This is a genomic window from Pseudomonas sp. TH15, assembly GCF_016651105.1.
GTDB lineage: Bacteria > Pseudomonadota > Gammaproteobacteria > Pseudomonadales > Pseudomonadaceae > Aquipseudomonas.
In genome coordinates, this window is sequence record NZ_JAEKEL010000001.1 from 4,603,420 (window position 1) to 4,624,731 (window position 21,312).

Here is a 21,312-nt window from a genome sequence, read left to right on the forward strand (position 1 = left end):
CCGGTCAGTTCAGTTCAGTTCAGTTCAGTTCAGTTCAGTTCAGCGAGAGGTTGTGCTGGGTGGCCGTGTCGACGTTGATATGACTGAAGCGCCCATGGTGATCGAAGAGCAAGTAATCGGCACCTACACAGCGCACCTGCGCACCGTGCAAAGGCCATTGCAACGTGGCGCAGAGTTGGTCGCTGCCGCGATGAATGAAATGCCAGCGCATCTCCTGATCGTTGATCAAGTAACGGATCAGCATCCATTGGCCATGCAAATACACATCAAGCGAATCGAATTCTTCGCCATCCAGCCCCGGCAATCGATAGCCCTTGCGTCCGCCGATCCACTCCACCACCAACACAGGGTCTTCATTGTCGGCCAGTTTCAGTTGTGCGCCGAGTAGACGACCATCAGTGTCGAGCACCTGGAAGCTGCCCACTGGCACGGCCGGCATCAAATCCCGAGTGATCAATCGACGCTCGGGCAAGCGGTAATGCCACAGATACAAGCCTTGGTCCGGGTGAGTCAGCCACACCAGTTCGTTTTGCGCATCATCTCTCATGCCGCAGACCTGACCCGGCAAATCGCTGACATGCCACAGCGTTTCGAATCCATGATCGACATCGACTACCCGCACCTGCCGACCGCGGCCGATGGTCCAGGTCAGGCCATCGAATGACCGGGCGAATACATCGAACATCTGCACACCCAGATCCGTCGCGCTGCGCGTGACCAGATCGAGCTTGCTGATGCGCCAGACATCATCGCGCCGGGCCAACACCAGCACGACTTGTCGGTCATGGGCCAAGACGATGTTGTGTGCCGGCACCGGGAAATGGCACTGGGTCTGGCCGTGCGCATCGATGACCACCGCCCCCGCCTCGCCCAACGCGAGTAAATAACGCCCATCCTCCAGCGGCACCGCGTCGAGAATCTTGCGGTTGCCCATGAACGGGGCTGTCCATTCCAATGGCTCAGCCACCTTCGACAGCGGCACCTTCGCGGCGAGTGTCGGCAAAGCTCCCGGCAGATCGGCCTGCAACAGTTTGTCCTTGCTCATGCTGACCAATGCCTGCAATTGCAGATGCGACAAGCGACCATGGCCGTCGTTTTGGTCCGCCAGCACCGCGTGCACCATGGCTGCGGCCAGCCATGCCAGGGCATTCACGTGCGTCTTGTGCTGCAACAAAATCTCCGCCAATGCCGCGCGCTCGGCGTGACGCGCCGGATCATCGCGCAGTTGCTCGACCCACTCGGCATACGCCTGCAAGGTATCGGGCAACAACGCCGCCCGTTTGACCAATGCGCCCAACGCCAGCGTGCCGCCCGCCGCTTCGGCATCCAGCAGCCACTGGGCGGCGCGCTCGCGCTCCGCACGCAGCGGCCAGATCACTTCGACGGCTTGCAACCAGAGGCCTTTGCGGGTCAGCGATTCGGCCCATTCCAGACGCAAACGGTCGGCGCTCTCCGGCCACTTGCCTTGCAGCAATGTCACGGCGGCCGCAAACGCGTCGTCACGTCGGGCGACCAGCAAGGCACGCTGCCAGTTATCGGCCAGACACAACAGACGCACGATCATCGCGGACGGCATATCCCAGGCCAGCGCGAGGTCGGCGGCTTGTTGCAGGCGTCCGTGCTTTTCCAGATAGTCGAGCGACTCCTGACGCACCTTTAGCAGCTCGGCGAGCACGAAGACCGCTTCCTCGATGCGCCCCTCGCGATCCAGGCGCTCAAAGGTCTGCCGGTAGATCAGTCGCAGATGCGCTTCCATGTCGTGTTCGAACCTGATCGAACGCGTGGGCCCACGGCTGTGGTCGATCATCAGATCCTGACGTCGCTGCGGCGTACCGAATGATTGCTCGCCGCTGCTCTGCTCGCTGCCCAATGGAATCGCGTGACGCAGCGCCTCTTCGAAGTTGCCGTCCTCGAACATTTCGAGCATGCGCCGCATGTAGGCGGCCTGACGCTTGCCATACAGTGCCGACAGACGCGAGTTTTCAGTCAGGCGCGTCACCCAGCGTCGCCAGCGCGACGGCTTGGTTTTGGCCGGTGTGGCGCGGGCCTCGATGCCGGGCTCGGCGGCACGGGGAGCCGAAGGCTGCACCGGCACCGGCCGGCGCAACACATGGCGCAACCCTGCCAGCAACAGGGTCAGAGCGATCCCGCCGATCAATATGCTCACCACCACGCCGCCGATTTGCACCGACATTGATGGAGTGTCGGGCATGGTCATGCGCTGCATGCCGGTTTTCTCGCCTTGCGACCCCATCCAGAACAGCGCCACCAGAATCACCAGCGTTACGCTGAGTTTCAGCCACGGCAAGGAAGTGCCTGGCGTCTGCGTCCAGGTGCTGTTCTGCGTCGTGTTGACCTGAGGGGGCGGCACCTTCGACGCATTTTGCTGACGTTCCAGCAACGCTTTCATGACCTGTGCCTGCTCTGGGCTGACCGGACGCAACGCGTCGCCGAGAATTTCCCGGACGTCGGTGAACACGGCCACGGACTCAAGCACTGGCTCCGGCAGCACGTTGCGACAGTCATAGGTGTCGAGCAAGGTCAGGCCATTGATGTCAAGCCAGTCACCCGGTGCCAGGGCTACGGCATCGCGCAAATGCCGGGCACTGACGTGGCTGCCGCGCACCAGCCAGAGGTCGGCGGTGGGCAAGTTGCGCACCTCCTGTGGGTCGAGCACAGCGGAACACAGCACATTGCCTTGGCGAATCAACGGCCAGCCGAGCATGTCCTCGCACTGCACCGCCACCGGCTGGCGTAAGCGCAACAGATCGCCGTCGGCAAAACGGTAGGCGCTGGCGCCGGTTTGCCATTGTTCAAGAATCAGCTTTGCGCGCTCGTCAGGCGTGAAGCGCTCGGCGGCAAACCACAGCCCTTCAATGTGCTGGTGGCCGGTCAACAGCGGGCGGCGGATCAGTGCAGCGTCCAGTTCAAGCATCGCTGCTGTCCTTGTTTTCCGGTTGTTCATTACATAACACCTGCAAGCGCATCAGCCGTTTGGGCACCGAGTACACCAACAATTCACGCGCACTGGTCAGTACCGCAACCAGACCGCTCAACGGGCAGAAGCTGACCTTGGCAATCACCGCGCTGGTGGTGAACAGGGTTTCATGGTCGTCACCGTAGTGCAGAGCGATAGCTTGCTGACCAGGGCTGATCAACAGCAACGAGTAGTCCTCGTCATCCTCTTGCAGCAAACCGATGCCCTTCCAGCCTCGAGCCAGATCGATCCGCTGATTTTCGAACGGCGCCCCCTTGACCGACACTACCCGCCAACTTTCACATTCATTTTTTACGGTGAGCAACGCGCAGCCGCCAAAGCCGTTGCGCCACCGGTAACTGGCGGCAAACAGCACCTGGGTGACGCCCTCGGCAATCCCCACCACATGCGCAGCGTTGCTGTCACCGGAGTTCGAGTTGATCGAGTAGGCATACAGCCGATCACCTTCGCGGCGCACATAGGCCATGGCGTCGCCAGACACTTTGGCCATCGCCATCACCCCTGCCGCCAAGCGCTGGGTGCCCCGGGGTGCGGGCGTCGCGGTGTGTTTCTCTTTTTCCACCACCCAAAAGGCCAGGTGCCCTTGAGTATCGAGCAGGTACAAGCGGTTGGCGAAGTGACCGTGCAAACCTACGGCGGGAAGGAAATTAGCCGTACCCGGCGGCAGCTTCAATTCTTCCAAACTCGGTTTATCGACCGGATTCAGACCAGTGATATTCCAGAACGACAGTTGTAACTGGTCACTCAGGACCGCGCCGATTGCACGCCCGACGAACAGCACCGTCAGCGGTGTGCGGCAGGCGCTCCAGAGGTTGCGGCGCACTTCCAGGGACTTTTTCTGGTTCTGCGCCGGCAACTTGATGACCACCATGCCGGGCTCATCGAGCATCTTCAGGGCGACGTGCGTACCGGCACTCGAAATCACCGGCTGCAACGTCAGCGAGACACGCGGCACGAGCCCTTTGGCGGACGGCGCGGCCTGCACGACTTCGCCTTCAAAATGGCCTTTGAGCAGTTGCACCGCCAAGCGCTCGTCCGGAATCGGCAGGCTCACACGCCGGGTTTCACCGGCCTGCATCTGCACCGACAAACTTTGCCCTTCAAGGCTGCGCGACACCTGCACCCGATGTGTACAGGTGTGCCGGTCAGTCACGGGCAAACGTTGCCCCACCAGCCAACACTCGCCGACGGGCATAGGCTCGTTTTGCAGCGATTGCCGCCACGTCTGCCAATGCGCGTCGTTGACGGTGGTAAAGGTTCGCGCACTGAGCAGGCGCTTGAGTTGCGCCACCGAGTCGAGCTCGTGCAGCAGCGGTTCGTGCTGCAAAATCCCCCAACGCAGTTCGGCGCCAGCCTCTTTGGCACGACGGGCCAAAAGGATCAGCAGCGCCATGTGTACCAGGCGTGCGCTGCCCAATTGCAGGGGCCCGGCATCGAACAGTACGACAATCAGGCGGCTGGCCTGTTGGGCGCGATACTGCGGCGCGAGGAACATATGTTCGCCCACTACCGCCCGACGCAGAAACTCGTCGGGCACTTCATCGGCCAGCAGCCATTCACTGGAGAGCAAGCGCTCATAAGGCCCGCGCCGCTGCAAGTCACCCAGGCCATCCGGCTCAGGCACACCGCCCTGTTGCAGACCGCGCAAAGGGCCCAGCATCGGGTTCAGCCGACCGAGCAGATCGGCAAACAGCGGCAGTTGTTCCGGGGCAAACCATTCCAGCCATTCACGCCAGGGTTGCAGGGAGTCCGGTAATTGCATCAGCGCCCCGTCCAGTAAGCATTGATCCGCTGCAAATGCTGCGCGGTCACCGGCAATTGCCGGTCGAGGGGCACCACGGCCGGTGGATCACGCCACAGCAGCAGCGGCGTGCGAGAGAATTTTTGGCTAACGCCTGACCCAACAGGTCGCTCGGCACATCGGGTTCCCAACTGGTGGGCAACCACAAGCCCGGCGCACGATCGTCCATCGCTGCATACTCCACGCCGTCGACCCACGGCAGATCCGCCGCCGCACCGGCCACCAGCAACACATCACGATTGGCCGTGGCGTGCAGGCGCGATGCCTGTTCTTCGGGAATCAGCAGCAGTCGTGCATGCAGACGTCGCGCGACGTCGCCCCACGCCACAGCCGCCTGCGGCGAGGCAGGCGCCTGCCGAGGTCGCCAGGCCCAGCCCATCGCGTTACCACTCATGCGGCCGACGTCAACAGACGGGCGACCTGACCACGCACATCCTGCAACGACGCCGGAATCGTCATGTCATTGAAGTTGGCGTCAATCTCCCGCAGCAAGCCTTCCAGCAGAGCACTGGCCGGTGGCTCACTGCGCGCCAGATACTCCTCGGCGGTTTCCACCAGGCGGCTGACACGCGACATCGGTTGCAGGGTCGCCTCCTCCACTGCACTGAACAAATGGCGGTTGCTCGACTGCGAGAAGATCTCGCGCAGCACTTCGCGGCCATGCTGTTGGGTTTCCTTGGTCGGCAGCACATACAGCAGCGGCCACAGGTCCGCGTCGCTGGCCTCCAAACGTCCGCCGAGCAATGCCGCTGCGGCGATCAGCCGTTGCGATTTGACGATGCGTCGATCCGACAACTGAATGCCGGCCTCGCGCAGGCGGCGAATGGCCTGAGCCAGTGCCGGGCGAACGGCCGTCAGGTCGACATTTTTCAAGGCTTGGCCGAGGGTGTCCAACTGACTCAAACCGAGCAACTGCTGAACCGGTCGCTGCTCGGATTGCCAGCCGCCGGCCAGCATCGCTTCGAGCTGATTGTCCGGCACCGATTCGACAAACAGGTGCAGCAGGAAACGGTCGCCGAATGCCGCCAGGGCTTCATCATCCGGCAGACCATTGGAGGCGCCGACGCAAACCCGCAGCGGGCACTGGATCTGCGTGTGGCCACGGCGGAAGCGGCGTTCGTTGAGCACGCCGAGCAAGGTATTGAGGATGGCCGTCGAACCGAGGAAAACCTCGTCGAGAAAGACGATGTCGGCTTCCGGCAGCATGCCGCTGACGTCGGTTTCAACCGTGCCTTCGCGAAGCTTTTTCAGGTCGACCGCGCCAAACAGCTCCGAAGGCTCGGTGAAGCGCCCCAGCAAGTACTCGAAATAACGCCCACCCATCGACTGCGCCACGCGCCGCACCACAGCACTTTTAGCCGTGCCTGGCGGGCCGATGACCAGAATATGCTCCTGCGCCACAGCGGCCAGCACGATCAGTTCGGCCAACTGTTCACGCCCCACCAGACCTTCAGTGGCGACCCGGACGGCCTGACGGATTTGCGCGGCAGCGCTCTGCAATGAAGCATTCATGGGCATCTTCCCTGAAAAGTGGATTCTGAATTGGGCTGGTCGGCAGCTATCGGCCGTCGGCGAGCGATCTTTAATCGACCGTGCCCGCAGGACGCCGAGTGGATATCCCGCAGAAGCTGATTATGCTTTAGAGAACCTTGCAGCAATGCGAGGCCGTCAGACGGTGAAAGTTTCACGCGAGAGCAATGGCGGCATTTGCCCAAGGCCAGAGTGCGATAAGCAGTAACGGGGGACTCCGGCCCACAACAATAAGCACGACGGAGAACACCCATGGCCACAATTTCCACAGCATCCTCAGGCAGTCCACCCCGCAGCGGCGGCATCACCAAGGAGGAGCGCAAGGTCATCTTCGCCTCGTCCCTGGGCACGGTGTTCGAGTGGTACGACTTTTACCTCTACGGCTCACTGGCGGCGATCATCGCCAAGCATTTCTTTGCCGGCGTCAACGAAACCACAGCGTTTATCTTCGCCCTGCTCGCCTTCGCCGCGGGATTCGCGGTGCGGCCGTTCGGCGCGATCGTGTTCGGCCGCCTCGGCGATATGATCGGGCGCAAACACACGTTCCTGATCACCATCGTGATCATGGGGATATCGACCGCCGTGGTGGGTTTGCTGCCCGGTTACGCGACCATCGGCGTCGCAGCACCGGTCATCCTGATCACCCTGCGCTTGCTGCAAGGCCTGGCGCTGGGCGGCGAGTACGGTGGCGCGGCCACTTACGTCGCCGAACACGCACCACCCGGCAAACGTGGCTTTTTCACCTCATGGATTCAGACCACCGCGACCCTCGGCCTGTTTCTCTCGCTACTGGTGATCCTCGCCTGCCGCACCGCGCTGGGCACCGAAGCGTTCGAAGCCTGGGGCTGGCGGATTCCGTTTCTGTTGTCGATTCTGCTGCTGATCGTCTCGGTGTACATCCGCCTGCAACTGAGCGAGTCGCCGGCATTCCAGAAGATGAAGGCCGAAGGCAAGACATCCAAGGCGCCGCTGACCGAATCCTTCGCTCGCTGGGACAACCTTAAAGTGGTGATCATGTCGTTGCTCGGCGGCACTGCCGGGCAAGCTGTGGTCTGGTACACCGGGCAGTTCTATGCGCTGTTCTTTCTGTTGCAGACGCTGAAGATCGACCCGCAAACCGCCAATTTGCTGATCGCCGGATCGCTGCTGATCGGTACGCCGTTCTTCGTGATTTTCGGCAGTCTTTCGGATCGTATCGGCCGCAAGCCGATCATCATGGCGGGCTGCATTCTGGCGGCGCTGACTTACTTTCCGATCTTTCATGCGCTGACCCAGTACGGCAATCCTGACGTGTTCATCGCTCAGGAGAAAAACCCGGTGAAGGTGATCGCCAACCCCGATCAGTGCTCGTTCCAGTTCGACCCGGTGGGCAAGGCCAAATTCACCAGTTCCTGTGACCTGGCCAAGACCTTGCTGGCGAAGCGGGCGATCCCTTATGAAAATGTCGTCGCCGAACCGGGCACCGTGGCGCAAGTGCGGATTGGCGACAAAGTGATTGAAAGTTTCGACGGCAGCGCATTGCCCGCCGCCGACTTCAAGACCCGCAACGACGCCTTCACCGCCACCCTCGGCACGGCACTCAAGGACGCCGGTTATCCGGAAAAAGCCGATCCGGCGAAAATCAATTACCCGATGGTGCTGCTCATGCTGACCATCCTGGTGATCTACGTGACCATGGTCTATGGCCCGATTGCCGCCTGGCTGGTTGAACTGTTCCCGACCCGCATCCGCTACACCTCGATGTCGCTGCCGTATCACATCGGCAATGGCTGGTTTGGCGGATTCCTGCCGACGGTGGCGTTCGCCATGGTCGCGGCGACCGGCGATATTTACTACGGGCTGTGGTATCCGATCGTGATCGCAGTGATGACCGCGGTACTCGGCATATTCTTCCTGCCGGAAACCAAGGATCGCGACATCCTCAAAGACTGAAGCCACGCAAACGACAGCTCCTACAGGCATAGGCTTGCAGGAGCAAAACTTGCTCGCGATGGCGCAGGTTCAGTCAGCTTGTTTGGTGACTGAAACAACGTCTTCGCGAGCAAGCTTTGCTCCTACAGAAGCGAGAGCCGCATGGTGTGATGCATCGTTCTGTAGAAAAATCGAACGCTCGCCGCAGCGGCACCTCCAATGTTTACACCACTGGAGGTCAACGATATGAACAGCAATGATGACAAAACCCCGAACGCCCCAGCCACCGACACTTCCGGGAAACCGGTGAACGTCGTCGAGCGCGATCTTGAGGACAGGGACAATGACACCCGGGCCGTGGACGAGGTGATCACCCCCACTTCAACCCGCGTCAAAGAGCAGGATGCCGAAACGTTGCAGCGCAAGGTCGACGAGATCGAACGCAAAGTGGCAGACGGTAACTGAGATTTGTGGTGTTTGTTGGATTCACCCCCTCACCCCAGCCCTCTCCCTCAGGGAGAGGGGGAAAGGGAGCCGATCGAGTACAGTTCAAAACCTGAGTTCGCTTCGAAATCTAGTATCCGCACACCGCGAAAGAACACCACGGTCAGTCCCTCTCCCTCTGGGGCAGTGAGCTGAAACGTTGCAGAGCAAGGTCGACGAGATCGAACGCAAAGTGGCAGACGGCAACTGAGATTTGTGGTGTTTGTTGGATTCACCCCCTCACCCCAGCCCTCTCCCTCAGGGAGAGGGGAAAGGGGGCCGACCGAGTACAGTTCAAAACCTGAGTTCGCTTCGAAATCTCGTGTCCGCACACCGCGAGAGAACACCACGGTCAGTCCCTCTCCCTCTGGGGCCATGAGCTGAGCGGGTCTAGTTCTAAACCTTGGTTTCCCTCGAAATCTCAGGTCGGCGTACCCCGAAAGAACACCACGGTCAGTCCCCTCTCCCTCTGGGAGAGGGTTAGGGTGAGGGCTTCGACGTATTCAGCTTCACCGCTTCACGAATCAATGCCACCAGGGCATTTTCATCAATCACTTCGTCTTTATGCACATCAATCGCCCGCCGCGTATTGCCCTCAAGGCTTGCATTGAACAATCCCGTCGGATCCGCCAGCGATGCGCCCTTGGCAAAGGTCATTTTCACCACTGACTTGTAAGTCTCACCCGTGCAGATAATCGCGCTGTGCGACCACGTCGGCACACGCCATTTCCACTCTTCCACCACGTCCGGATCAGCCTTGCGCATGATCAAACGGATCTTCGCGAGCGTGTCGCCGCGCCAGTCAGCCAGCGCCTCGATGCGCTGATCGATCAGCGCCGACGCTGACTCCGTGCCTTCTTCCTGCTTGTCCTTGTTCATAACGAGTCCTCTGCGGATACGCGTGGAAGAACTCTAGACTCGACACTTTCCTCACGCCAGTTTCCGACCTCAGCGCGCGTTGCGGTACAACATCAATCGCGCACTTTCGTGCAGGCCTCGGGTCAGCTCCACCAGACGTTGAAATTCCTGCGGATTTTGTTCGGCGACGTTGTCCAGCGGCGTTGAGGAGCGCAAATCGTGCAAGGTCGGCGCGCTGCCGTCGTGTTGCATTTGCAGCAGATAATCCTCGGTCACGCCGCCGATCAGCGGGAACGTTCCTTCGCGCAACACCAGCGGCACCACACGCTCACCTTCCGGCGCCGGCTGCTGAACGTCACGGCCCATTGCCCCGTTGGTAAACGCTATGCCGGCCATCCCCGCGACAGTCGGCAGCAGATCCGCCAGGCCCACGGCTTCATCAATCACCCGAGGTTTGAGCAACCCCGGCGCGTGAATCAACATCGGCACATGGTTGCTTTCAAGGCCCAGCAGTTCGAAGGCCGGCGGCATGTGCGGGATCTGGCTGATGCGCGTGTTGTGATCGCCGAAGAACACGAAAATCGTGTTGTCGTAATAACCGCCGGCCTTGGCCATCTCCATCAGCTTGCCAATGTTGAAGTCCAGCAGGCGCACGGCGTTGTACTGCTCGACACTGCGCGATCCGGCAGCCTGCACCTGTTCCAGCGTGAGACTGCTGATCTGGAAACCATCATTGTCTTTGGGGATGGTGAACGGCCGGTGGTTGCCCGAGGTTTGCACGTAGGCAAAGAATGGCCGGTCCTTGGGCAAGTCCCGCAAGATATGGTCGCTTTCCTTGAGCAGGTCCAGATCGGAAATCCCCCACACGTCCACCAGCGGCGAACGCCAATCGCTTTCCTGATACAGGCGCACGCCATCGATGCTTTGCTGGATCAGCGCATTGATGTTTGCCCACCCGGCGTTGCCGCCGATCATGTAGAGCTTCTGATAATCGCTGAACGCGTTGATCAGCGTGTGCTGACGGGTGATCAGCGGATGGCGGGTTGCGGTTTCCTGACGCGTGACGTCGGGGACGCCAGTGATGCTCGCCCAGACGGTTTTTGCCGTGCCGGTCACCGGAACGTAAAAGTGTTTGAAGAACCAGCTCTCGCTGGCCAGTCGATCAAGGTTCGGCGTCGGATTCAACGGATTGCCGTAAGCACCCACCGCACTGGTGCCGAGCGATTCGAGCATGACGAACATCACGTTCGGCGTGCCGGCAACCCGGTACGGCTGCACGGCCTGTTGACGGCCGAAGGTCAGGGTCTGCGCATCTGGCAGATCGACGCCCAGATAGCGCGCCACCGCCGGGTAATGTTCGCGCACCTTGGCTTCATCGAACTGCGCTTGCCCGGTCTTCAGCGTGTCATAAAGGAACAGCACGGGGTTGAGGCCCAGGGCGGCGATCTGGTTGTTACCGGAAAAAACGCGTCGCTCCAGCGCAGCGGCACCGGGTTTTCCAGGTTGAGGTTGTCCACTCGACCGAGCAGTGCGAGCAACACCGCCACCATCCCGAAACCGCTTCCGAGCGCAAGCGAAGTGCGCCCGATCACCTTGGCTTCACGCGCCAGGGTCAAGCGCTCCAGGCGCACAAATGCGTAAAACCACAAGCCGAGTACTGCCAGCCAACCGAGGGCAATCGACAGCACCGGATAGGTTTCCCAGACCATCTGCTGCGAGATCTGCGCGTCCTGCAGATAACGCAGCACCGTGGCGTTGATCCGCACCCCAAGGTAGGCGTAATGGCCAAAGTCGATGATGTAAATCAAACCGACCACGCCCAACGTCAGCAGCCAATACAACCGTGCGACACCGCGCAGCCATGGCAACCGCGTCAGGTTCCAGCGCGGCAGCCATGCGAGCACCGCCAACGGCAACATCAGCAACACCGCCAGACGCAGGTCGAAACGCAAACCGATGCCGAGGGTCTGCAGCCATTGCGGGTTGTCGGCAAATTCATTGAGATCAACGCCGGAAAAACCGAGGACGAACACCAGCCGGAGCGTGGCAAACAACAAAAACGCCAAACCTGCTGCGCCCACGCCATAGCGCAGACGTCGCGATTGCAACCAAGCCATCGTTGACCTCTGTGTCATTCGTTCAAATAGAAGCTGTCGCGGCAACCGGGGTACGCCGTAGGCGGCGCCCGATGGCCTGGATCAACAGCGAGCAGCCGGCCACCAGGCAGTAGCCCACCAGCAGCGGATCGATCAGATAGTCCCAGTAGTTTTCCGACGCCTTGAGGCGTAGCGCGAAGGCCAGTGTGCCAAGTACCAGGAGGGTGACGGCCAACGTATTGCCCAGCCACAACAGTGCCAAAGCCAGCACACCGACGCCGACAATCATCGGCCGCGGATTGAACCCCCAACGGTAAGGATCGGCATAGGTCAGGCCCATCGTCGCCGGGTACAGAATGGCCGCCAGGACGACAAACAACACCAGCACCTGAACCCGCGTCAGCGTTGCCAACGGCTGAACCACGCCCAAACGCAGCAGGCTCACCCAGCCGAGCAAGACCAGCGTGGTGATCGCCAGATCATCGGTAAAGCTGCGCACATACGCCGCCAGCGGCAGGTCACTGATCGGGATGAAACTGACCAGCGCCAACACTGGCAACAACCATGGGCGCCAGCGCTGGGTGAAGCGAAATGCGCTCAGTAAAACGAAACCGAGCAGGATGAAACTCAAGTGGGCTTGCCAGAGAATCAGCATCACAGGCGCTCCTCCAGCCAGGCTTCATTGAAGCTGACATGTTTGATAAAGGTGTTATTCCACGAATACACCAAGTGATAGAGGCCGTCCGTGCCCCGGCTGAAGTACGGGTATTCGTACTCGAAATCACAGCCCTGCGGCTTGCACACGCGGTAATCCAGGTTGCTCAGAAAACGCTGTTCCAACGGTAACCGCCGGGCACCGCTGGAGGCGCGAAAGCCTTCACCGATGATTGCCTTGTAGGCCTCAGGCGCGAACGGCTGGCCGAGCGGGTCTGGCGACTGATCGAGTTCGATCACGCTGCGCCAGTCGTTGAGGTTGGCATCGGTGCCGTACAGGCTGAGCTTGAAACGACCGTCCTGCAGGTCATTCAACGCCACCAGCAGACCGTTATCGTGAGTGCCGACAGCCGCCAGCGATGAGTTCGGGTTGGCCGGCTCCAGCGGGTACGGTTCGCTCCAGGTTTGCCCGGCATCGTCGGTGCGGCTGGCCAGCACGCGATGGTGAGTGTCACCGGCATAACGCAACATCGCTACCGCGCGACGCCCGTCGAGGGGCACGATGGTCGGTTGCAACGAGTGCTTGCCCCGGCTGATACGGAATTTGTCGACCACCGCGCCGTCGGCGCTCAGGTACAGGTATTCGGCGAACTTGCCCATGAACTCGTGGTAGACCGGCAAACCGATCGAGCCGTCGGCATGGAACACCGGCGCGGCGCGTACCAGCGTGCTGATGTTGAAGAACGGCGAGGTGATCAGTTGCCGAGGCGCCGTCCAGTTGCGGCCGAGGTCATCGGAGACCATCACGTTGATCGCACTGGTGGCCCAGCCACCCACGGACACCGAGACGTAGAACATCCACAAGCGCTGATCCGGCGCGAGGGCGATCACCGGGTTGCCGAGTTTGCGGATGTACCGCCGGGTGCCGTCACGCGTCGATTCACGGGTCGCGAGAACTTGCTCGGCGCCCCACTCCGCAGTTTTCGCATCGTAGCGCGCGGTGCGAATCTGTACGTCGGCGGCGCCCTCACGCGAGCCGGCAAACCACACCGCCATCAAGTCACCGCCGGGCAGCGAGGTGACCGATGAAGAGTGGACGAAATCGTTCAGTTCCGAGGACACGAAACGGCTGCTGTACATCGGCTCGGGGGCTTGCAGCGCAGCGTCGACCGCTGGTGTCGACAGCGCAAACGGTGACAGTACGTGGGTGGGATGACTGCGCCACGCAGCCAGAAAAACAAGGATCACTGCCAGGCTGCCGAGAATCATTTTCAAGCGAAAGGACAACGCACGCATAGTGGGCTCGTGACAGAAACAGGATGGAAGACGTACGGCAAGACATCCTTGTCAGCGCGTCGGATCGTCCGGTAATCGGCGACGGCGTCCTGTGAGCATCGACAACGGCAAGTTGTCGCGAACCTGAAAACTTTCAAACAGCGCAGCGGCGATATGGATGCAAACCAGCACCAACAGGCCATCGGCAGCGGTTTCATGCACCTGTAACGGCCAATCGGCTCCCCACAGGGCATCGACCTCCTCCATGGCCCAACCGCTCAGCCCCACAGTCAGCAACGCCAGCAACATCACAATCATCACCAGCGCGCCAATCGGTGAGTGGCCGAGGCGGTGCTCTGGCCGTCCGGCGAGCAGTGACCGTGCATGTGCCAGCAATCGGCTCGGCGTCGGCCAGAAGTCCGACCAACGCGCGCTGCGCGGCCCTGTGAAACCCCACATCGTGCGCACCAGTAGCCAGCCCATGGCGTAGTAACCGAGCCAGACATGCCAGTCGTCACCGGCTTCGTTGAAAAAATAATTGGCAACGAAAACCCCCGCGATGGACAGATGAAACAGTCGCACCACGGGGTCCCACAGGCGCACGGACGCGCTCGGCATCAGCCCTTGATCTCGGTTTTCACCGCTTTACCGCTGACCGGATCGTGGTAGATCTCGACCTTGCGCTTGTCCTTGTCGAAACCGTAGATCTCATAGCAGTTGCCGTCAGTGACCTTGAACTTGCTGATCTCGTAACCCTGGGCTTTCAGTTGTTCCTGAAAGGCTTTCTGGTCTTGCCATTGTGAGCGCTCGGCGGTGGTGCATTGCGGACCGGCGACGGCCAGCGGGCTGGCAACGATGAGGGACAACAGCAGCAGTTTGCGCATGGAAACACTCTCGCTAGTTGAGGAAGGCCCCACTGTGCAAAAGCAACCTTAGCGAAAGCTTAGTTGGCAACGAGTGGTTACATCTTTCCCGTCGGGCGGGCTGCCACGGCGGCCTGCGCAGCGGCATCATGCCGCCGATCAAACCCCTTATTTCCTCTAGAGAACTTCCATGCGCCTGCTTCTGGTCGAAGATGATCGTGCCCTCGGACAAGGCATCCGCGTTGCGCTGAGCAGCGAAGGTTATGCCCTCGACTGGTTGCAGGACGGGGTCAGTGCCTTGCATGCGTTGCGCACGGAAAGCTTTGATCTGCTGCTGCTCGATCTTGGCCTGCCACGCCTCGACGGTCTGGCGCTGTTGCAGCAATTGCGCGGCGAGCAACATGACTTGCCGGTGCTGATTCTCACCGCCCGCGACGGCACTGCCGAGCGCATCGCGGGGCTTGATGCCGGCGCCGACGATTACCTGATCAAGCCCTTCGATGTCGATGAGCTGAAGGCACGCATCCGCGCCTTGCTGCGACGCAGTCAGGGTCGCGCGCAACCGGTGCTGGAGCATGCGGGGGTGAGCCTCGATCCGGTCAGCCAGCAAGTGACCTGGCAAGGCAGTGATGTGGTGGTGACGCCGATGGAGTATCAGTTGCTCCATCAGTTGATGGCGCGCCCCGGCAAAGTGGTGACCCGCGAACGCTTGTCCCGGGCGTTGTATGGCTGGCAGGAGCGGGTCGAAAGCAACACCCTTGAAGTGCTGATTCACAACTTGCGCAAAAAACTCTCGGGCGAGTTGATCCGCACCGTGCGCGGCGTCGGCTACGTGCTGGAGCTCAAGCCATGAACTCGATACGGACACGGATTCTGCTGCCGGTGCTGATGCTGGTGTTGCTGGGCGATGTGCTGATCAGTTGGCTGGTGCTGCGCGACAGCCACCATGAAATCGAAGAGGTTTACGACGCGCAATTGGCGCAAAGCGCGCGCCTGCTGCAGGGCGTGCTGGCGCAACGTGCGCCCGGCGACGACGACTGGCAGCGGCTTCATCAGGCCTTCGACCAGGCGATGAGCCGGGTGGGCGATGGCGAGGCAGCGCATCCCTATGAGACCCGTCTGACGTTTCAGGTCTGGCGCAGCGACGGCCAACTGCTGATGCGCTCCGCCGAAGCGCCGGAGCTTGCGGCGCCGCCGACCACCGTGGGCTCTCACGATATTCTCGAGAACGGTCGCGACTGGTGTGCCTTTCTGCTCAAGGATCCGCAACAGGGACTACTGATCTGGGTCGGTGAGCGTGACGACATTCGTCAGGATCTGATTCAACGCATCGTTGGCCATACGTTGTGGCCGAGTCTGATCGGGGTGCCGGCGCTCGCTGTACTGATCTGGCTGACCATCGGATGGGGCCTGCAACCGCTGCGCGCGATGGCGCAATCGATCCGTGGACGCACTACCGAAACGCTCAAGCCACTCAACCTCAGCCCCCTGCCCCACGACCTCGAACCGATGCAGACGGCGCTCAATCGACTTTTGCAGCAGATCGACAATTTGCTCGCGCGGGAACGGCGCTTCATCGCCGACGCGGCCCATGAATTGCGCACGCCGCTGGCGATTCTGCGCATCCATGCGCAAAACGCGCAGCTGGCCAGTACCGCGCAACAGCGCGACGAAGCCCTGGAGTTTCTGCTCAGCGCGGTAGATCGCGCCACACGCATTGCCAGCCAGTTGCTGACCATGGCGCGTATTGAACCGCGCCTGGCCAACCCACAGCGAAGCCCGGTGGAACTGACCGCACTGGTGCGTGAAGAACTCGCTGAGCTGGCGCCGCTGGCCATGGCAAAAGACATCGAACTGATCCTCGACAGCGATCACCACTGCCCGGTCGAAACCGACCCGGTGGCACTGGCCATCGCCCTGCAGAACCTGGTGACCAACGCACTGAACTTCGCCCCGCCCGGCAGCGAAGTGCGCGTTCAGGTGCAGCCGCAAAGTGATGGCTCGGTGTACATCAGCGTCGAGGATGCCGGCCCGGGCATCAACGAGACTGATTACGCGCGACTGTTCGAACGTTTCTACAGCCAGGGCCACGCCAATGGCGCCGGATTGGGCCTGGCGATTGTGCAAATGATCGTCAGCAAGATCGGCAGCACCCTGCAGCTGTACAACCGGCCGCAGGGCGGCTTGTGCGCTGAGCTGCGGATCAATCAGGCGCAACGCTGACCAGCACTGGACATGTTTTTTGTGCCGAAAGGACGTGGCTTGTGGAAAGGCCTCTGGATCTCTTGGTTGAGGGGAGCGTGTTCAAAGCACCACAAAAGCAATTCCCCACTGAAAAAGCAGCATCAGAACGCCGACATTTCTCTGCGCTTTTGACAAAATTTTCATGTTTGCCCGCATAAGATCCGCACCCTCGTTGGGGAGTAGCCTGTTTCCGAGCCTTTCGGAAGCGTTCGTATCAACATTCTCGGCAACATGCCGTGGTGCGAACACCTTTTGGTTGGTGAGACCGACGACACATCCATGCCTAAAGTCGGGCGTGTGGTTGTGTCGTTGACTCATAGCCCGACTGGAAGTACACCACCGTGAATCCCGTTTCCCTCATCTTCCTCGCGCTGGCCATGTCCACGGATGCGTTTGCAGCCGCCATCGGCAAAGGTTCCAGCCTGCACAAACCGCGCCTGACCGAAGCCCTGCGCACCGGTCTGATCTTCGGTGTGATCGAAGCCATCACCCCGATCATCGGCTGGTTGATCGGCCAGGCTGCTACTCGCTGGGTGTCCGAATGGGACCACTGGATCGCCTTCACCCTGCTGCTGATTCTCGGCTTGCACATGATTTACAACGGCCTCAAACACGAAGACGAAGCAGAGGAAAAACCCGGGCAACATTCCTTCCTGATCCTCGCGGTGACCGCGTTCGCCACGAGCATCGATGCGCTGGCGGTCGGTGTTGGCCTGGCGTTTGTCGACGTGAACATCTGGGTGGCAGCGGCCGCGATCGGTCTGGCAACCATGACCATGGTGACCATTGGCGTGATGCTCGGTCGGGTGCTGGGTGCGGTGGTCGGCAAACGCGCCGAAATCGTCGGTGGCGTGGTGCTGATGATTGTTGGTGCGACGATTTTGTATGAGCACCTGTCGGTTTGATCCGACGCTATTGATGAGCTCTCCTCATGGGTCTATGCAGCGCCAACTCTATTGTTGAGCGGATAGCCGCCCTATAAGGTGCTGCATTCACTAGAGGAGAGACGCCATGCCTACCCCGTCCGACGTTATTGTCGTCATCGGCGCCGGTTCGATCGGTCAGGCCATCGCTCGCAGAGTCAGCGTTGGCAAACACGTCGTAGTGGCGGACTTGAAGCAAGAAAATGCCGACGCCGCTGCCCGCGTCCTGCTCGATGCCGGGTTTGCCGTCACGACCGCTGTGGTCGACGTGGCTTCGCGCGAATCGATCGAGGCGCTGGTGCGCACCGCCACTGCACTGGGCCCAGTCACCGGGGTCATTCACGCCGCCGGTGTTTCACCTTCGCAAGCGCCCGTGGCAACCATTCTGCGCGTTGATCTGTATGGCACCGCCGTAGTCCTTGAGGCGTTTGGCAACGTGATTGCCCCGGGCGGCAGCGCGATCGTCATCGCCTCGCAATCCGGGCACCGTTTGCCGGCCTTGAGTGCCGAGCAAAACAAGGCGCTGGCGACGACTCCTGCGGACGATCTGTTGGCTCTGCCGATGCTTCAGGCCGATCAGATCACTGATCCCCTGCACGCCTATCAAATCTCCAAACGCGGCAATTCATTGCGCGTGATGGCCGAAGCGGTGCGCTGGGGCAAACGCGGTGCACGGGTCAACACGATCAGTCCGGGGATCATCTTCACGCCACTGGCGCGCGACGAATTGAATGGCCCCCGCGGTGCGGGTTACCGCCGCATGATCGAACTGAGCCCGGCCGGACGCGGTGGTACACCTGATGAAGTCGGTGCCGTTGGCGCGCTGCTCATGGGACCTGATGGTACGTTCATTACCGGCAGCGACTTCTTGATGGATGGCGGCGTTACCGCGGCCTATTGGTACGGTGATCTGGCGCCGCAATGATGCTCTCGTGAACCAGCGTCAAGGCGTTTCCGAGCGCTGCGCCGCTGGCGGTGTTGTCAAAAATGCACCAGGTGGTTGCGCCCGCCGCCACCGCGGTTTGCAAGGCTTGCGCCAGTGTTTGCAGAAAGGGCAAATCGTAGGCGCTGTGGTAAATGCGCGATGAGCCGTGCAGTCGCCAATAGCGCAAACCAGCCCAGCCACCCGCAGTTGCATCATTGCTGATGCGTGACGGATCGACGACTGCCTGGGCGATCTGGAAAGTGACGAGTAATGGCCCGGCATTCACCCACGATTCATGCCGGGGCTCCAGCACAACGGCGCCGTTGAAACGTTGACGCAACGCCTTGAAAAAGCCTTGGGCAATTGACGCGTCGAACGCCAGTGAAGGTGGCAGTTGCACCAGCAGGCACCCCAGGCGCTGACCCAATCCGCCGCATTGCGCGAAAAACGCCTCCAGCGCGGCTTCACAATCTACCAACCGCCGTTCATGGGTGATGTGCCTGGGCACCTTTACCGAAAACCGAAACGTCTCCGGAACCGAATCGGCCCAACGCTCGTAGGTCTGTCGACGGTGCGGGCGATAGAACGAACTGTTGATTTCCACGCCGTCTAAGCGTGCTGCGTAGCGTTGCAAGTGCGTGCCTTCAAGCGGAAACACTGGCCAATATTCTCGCCCGAGACTCCATCCGGCACAGCCAATAAAAATCAAAATCCACCTCCAAAAGCCACCTGCAAGCGTTGCCCAAGGCCAGGGCCGCGATCGGCGGATCTTTTGATTCCGGTTTTAAAAAACAAGTCAAAAGATCGCAGCCTGCGGCAACTCCTGGAGGGGTGTCCGTTTAGTGCGGAATCGGGTTATTTTTTGCCTGGCAGGACTGAGCTCAGCACCTGCTTGGCGGCTTGCACGATGATGCCCGCTTCGTCCGGATCGCCCTTGAGCAGCGTCGTGGCGAATTTCTTCGCCTGCTCAAGCTTGATGTGCGGCGGCAGCGGCGGCACGTTCGGGTCGGTTTTGAACTCGATCACCACCGGCACATCCGACGCCAGAGCCTGCTCCCAGGCGCCGGCAACGTCTTCTTCGCGATCGACGAAAATACCTTTCAGGCCGATGGAAATCGCAAACAGGTGGTAAGGCACGTCCGGAATGCTCTGCGAAGCCTCGAATTTCGGATCGCCCTCCATCACACGTTGCTCCCACGTGACCTGATTGAGGTCTTCGTTGTTGAACACCGCACAGATCCATTTCGGGCTCGCCCACTGCCGCCAATATTTGGCCACGGTGATCAGCTCGGCCATGTTGTTCATCTGCATCGCGCCGTCGCCCACCAAAGCGATGACCGAGCGCTCGGGATAGGCGAATTTTGCAGCAATCGCATAAGGCACCGCCGCGCCCATCGAGGCCAGTCCACCGGACAGTGAGCACTGCATGCCTCGGCGGATCTTCAGGTCGCGGGCGTACCAGTTGGCACAGGAACCCGAGTCGCTGGTGATGATCGCCTGCTCCGGCAGGCGTGGCGACAGCTCGTACACCACCCTTTGCGGATTGATCGGGTCGGCTTTGGCCATGGCGCGTTTTTCCAGGGTTTTCTCCCAGGTGCCGCGCCAGCCTTCGACCTTCTTGCGCCATTTGCCTGAGGTCTTCTGCTCCAGCAGCGGCAACAACGCCGCCAGGGTTTCCGCCGAATCCCCGACCAGATTGACCTCCATCGGATAGCGCAAGCTGAGCATGTCGGGCTGCAAATCGATCTGCACACCACGGGCGTGGCCTTCCTTGGGTAGAAATTCGGCGTACGGGAACCCCGAACCGATCATCAGCAAGGTGTCGCATTCGTTCATCAATTTGTAGCTGGGCTCGGTGCCGAGCAGGCCGATGCTGCCAGTGACCCACGGTAGATCGTCGGGTAACGCAGCTTTCCCCAGCAGTGCTTTGGCGACCCCGGCACCGAGCTTCTCCGCCACCGCAATCACTTGATCGGTCGCCTGCAAGGCGCCGGCACCGACCAGAATGGCGACCTTTTCACCGGCGTTCAAAACGTCGGCGGCACGTTGCAGATCCGCTTCGTAGGGCAGCACTTTCGGTTTCGTGTAACCGACCCCGGAGTGCGCCGTGCCATGGGCGCGGGCCGGCGCTTCGTAAGGCAGATCCTGCAAATCGTTGGGCAGAATGATCGCCGTCACGCGGCGCTCGCCAACGGCCGTACGAACCGCACGGTCGAGAAGATGGCGCACTTGCGACGGCACCGAGGCCTGCTGCACAAAGGCGCCAGCGACGTCCTTGAACATCGAGACCAGATCAAGCTCTTGCTGGTAATGACTGCCCAACGCAGTGCGCGCCTGCTGACCGACAATGGCCAGCACCGGCATGTGATCCATTCGCGCGTCGTAGAGCCCGGTGATCAAGTGCGACGCACCAGGGCCTGAGGTAGCGATGCAGACGCCCAACTCCCCCGTGAACTTGGCATGGGCCGAGGCCATGAATGCGGCCATTTCCTCATGGCGCGCCTGGACGAATTCGATCTTGCCCTTGGCCCGACTGAGCGCGCCGAACACGCCGTTGATGCCATCGCCCGGATAGCCAAAAATCCGCGTAACGCCCCATTCGCTGAGCCGCTCAACCAGAAAATCTCCCACTGTCATCGTCATTTCGATCCTCATCCTTCACCAATGCATGGAGCGTTCCCGGCAGAACATTGGCCGGGAGGTGTAAGGGTCTGGACAGCCGCGCTGACGGCGAAGTTTCGATTGATTTGC

Annotated in this window: 16 protein-coding genes, 2 pseudogenes and 1 riboswitch; of the genes and pseudogenes, 6 read left to right on the plus strand and 12 right to left on the minus strand. The window is 60.8% G+C overall.

Going from position 1 to position 21,312, the window contains the following annotated elements; translation table 11 throughout:
* Window positions 1–34: 34 nt before the first annotated feature.
* The 4 genes and pseudogenes from JFT87_RS20675 to JFT87_RS20690 all read right to left on the minus strand — a co-directional run bounded on the left by JFT87_RS20675 (window position 35) and on the right by JFT87_RS20690 (window position 6,311).
* Complete coding sequence (locus JFT87_RS20675) at window positions 35–2,935, minus strand: bpX6 domain-containing protein (protein WP_201204208.1); 2,901 nt, start codon at window positions 2,933–2,935, stop codon at window positions 35–37.
* On the minus strand, window positions 2,928–4,760 hold the full coding sequence (locus JFT87_RS20680; protein WP_201204209.1) for a hypothetical protein: 1,833 nt from the start codon (window positions 4,758–4,760) through the stop codon (window positions 2,928–2,930). Before JFT87_RS20680 ends, JFT87_RS20675 begins: the two co-directional genes overlap by 8 nt.
* Window positions 4,760–5,193 (minus strand): annotated as a pseudogene (locus tag JFT87_RS20685) (bpX5 domain-containing protein). Before JFT87_RS20685 ends, JFT87_RS20680 begins: the two are co-directional and overlap by 1 nt.
* The gene (locus JFT87_RS20690; RefSeq protein ID WP_201204210.1) at window positions 5,190–6,311 is read right to left on the minus strand and encodes an AAA family ATPase; all 1,122 of its coding nucleotides are present in this window, start codon (window positions 6,309–6,311) and stop codon (window positions 5,190–5,192) included. Before JFT87_RS20690 ends, JFT87_RS20685 begins: the two are co-directional and overlap by 4 nt.
* A 270-nt stretch (window positions 6,312–6,581) precedes the next feature.
* On the opposite strand from JFT87_RS20690, the gene JFT87_RS20695 reads away from it, so the two are divergent.
* On the plus strand, window positions 6,582–8,261 hold the full coding sequence (locus JFT87_RS20695; RefSeq protein WP_201204211.1) for an MFS transporter: 1,680 nt from the start codon (window positions 6,582–6,584) through the stop codon (window positions 8,259–8,261).
* A 225-nt stretch (window positions 8,262–8,486) separates the two neighbouring features.
* Window positions 8,487–8,705: a hypothetical protein gene (locus JFT87_RS20700; protein WP_201204212.1), complete on the plus strand. Its 219-nt coding sequence runs from the start codon at window positions 8,487–8,489 to the stop codon at window positions 8,703–8,705.
* A 498-nt stretch (window positions 8,706–9,203) separates the two neighbouring features.
* Here the strand turns inward: JFT87_RS20700 and JFT87_RS20705 are convergent, their stop codons facing one another.
* The 6 genes and pseudogenes from JFT87_RS20705 to JFT87_RS20730 all read right to left on the minus strand — a co-directional run bounded on the left by JFT87_RS20705 (window position 9,204) and on the right by JFT87_RS20730 (window position 14,490).
* A complete protein-coding gene (locus JFT87_RS20705; protein WP_201204213.1) occupies window positions 9,204–9,602 on the minus strand; it encodes a DUF1801 domain-containing protein in 399 nt (132 codons plus the stop codon).
* 69 nt (window positions 9,603–9,671) lie between these two features.
* A pseudogene (locus JFT87_RS20710) lies at window positions 9,672–11,698 on the minus strand (LTA synthase family protein).
* Window positions 11,699–11,720: 22 nt separating this feature from the next.
* A complete protein-coding gene (locus JFT87_RS20715; protein ID WP_201204215.1) occupies window positions 11,721–12,332 on the minus strand; it encodes a hypothetical protein in 612 nt (203 codons plus the stop codon).
* Window positions 12,332–13,627 (minus strand): sialidase family protein, encoded by a 1,296-nt coding sequence (locus JFT87_RS20720; protein ID WP_201204217.1) that lies wholly within the window; start codon window positions 13,625–13,627, stop codon window positions 12,332–12,334. Before JFT87_RS20720 ends, JFT87_RS20715 begins: the two co-directional genes overlap by 1 nt.
* A 51-nt stretch (window positions 13,628–13,678) precedes the next feature.
* On the minus strand, window positions 13,679–14,224 hold the full coding sequence (locus JFT87_RS20725) for a cytochrome b/b6 domain-containing protein (protein ID WP_201204219.1): 546 nt from the start codon (window positions 14,222–14,224) through the stop codon (window positions 13,679–13,681).
* Window positions 14,224–14,490: a PepSY domain-containing protein gene (locus JFT87_RS20730; protein ID WP_007960465.1), complete on the minus strand. Its 267-nt coding sequence runs from the start codon at window positions 14,488–14,490 to the stop codon at window positions 14,224–14,226. The genes JFT87_RS20725 and JFT87_RS20730 overlap by 1 nt, the downstream gene beginning before the upstream one ends.
* Window positions 14,491–14,659: 169 nt before the next feature.
* Between JFT87_RS20730 and JFT87_RS20735 the strand changes: the two genes are divergently transcribed.
* The 4 genes from JFT87_RS20735 to JFT87_RS20750 all read left to right on the plus strand — a co-directional run bounded on the left by JFT87_RS20735 (window position 14,660) and on the right by JFT87_RS20750 (window position 18,561).
* A complete protein-coding gene (locus tag JFT87_RS20735) occupies window positions 14,660–15,322 on the plus strand; it encodes a response regulator (protein ID WP_158829731.1) in 663 nt (220 codons plus the stop codon).
* Window positions 15,319–16,692: an ATP-binding protein gene (locus JFT87_RS20740; RefSeq protein WP_201204220.1), complete on the plus strand. Its 1,374-nt coding sequence runs from the start codon at window positions 15,319–15,321 to the stop codon at window positions 16,690–16,692. The genes JFT87_RS20735 and JFT87_RS20740 overlap by 4 nt, the downstream gene beginning before the upstream one ends.
* Window positions 16,693–16,875: 183 nt before the next feature.
* Window positions 16,876–17,046: riboswitch (yybP-ykoY riboswitch) on the plus strand.
* Window positions 17,047–17,054: 8 nt separating this feature from the next.
* Window positions 17,055–17,618: a manganese efflux pump MntP gene (gene mntP / locus JFT87_RS20745; protein WP_201204223.1), complete on the plus strand. Its 564-nt coding sequence runs from the start codon at window positions 17,055–17,057 to the stop codon at window positions 17,616–17,618.
* 106 nt (window positions 17,619–17,724) lie between these two features.
* Complete coding sequence (locus tag JFT87_RS20750) at window positions 17,725–18,561, plus strand: SDR family oxidoreductase (RefSeq protein WP_201204225.1); 837 nt, start codon at window positions 17,725–17,727, stop codon at window positions 18,559–18,561.
* On the opposite strand, the gene JFT87_RS20755 is transcribed toward JFT87_RS20750, so the two are convergent.
* Together JFT87_RS20755 and JFT87_RS20760 are read right to left on the minus strand one after the other, a co-directional pair.
* On the minus strand, window positions 18,521–19,270 hold the full coding sequence (locus JFT87_RS20755) for a DUF72 domain-containing protein (RefSeq protein ID WP_201204227.1): 750 nt from the start codon (window positions 19,268–19,270) through the stop codon (window positions 18,521–18,523). The genes JFT87_RS20750 and JFT87_RS20755 overlap by 41 nt on opposite strands.
* Window positions 19,271–19,416: 146 nt before the next feature.
* A complete protein-coding gene (locus JFT87_RS20760) occupies window positions 19,417–21,204 on the minus strand; it encodes a thiamine pyrophosphate-requiring protein (RefSeq protein WP_201204229.1) in 1,788 nt (595 codons plus the stop codon).
* Between the last annotated feature and the right edge of the window lie 108 nt (window positions 21,205–21,312).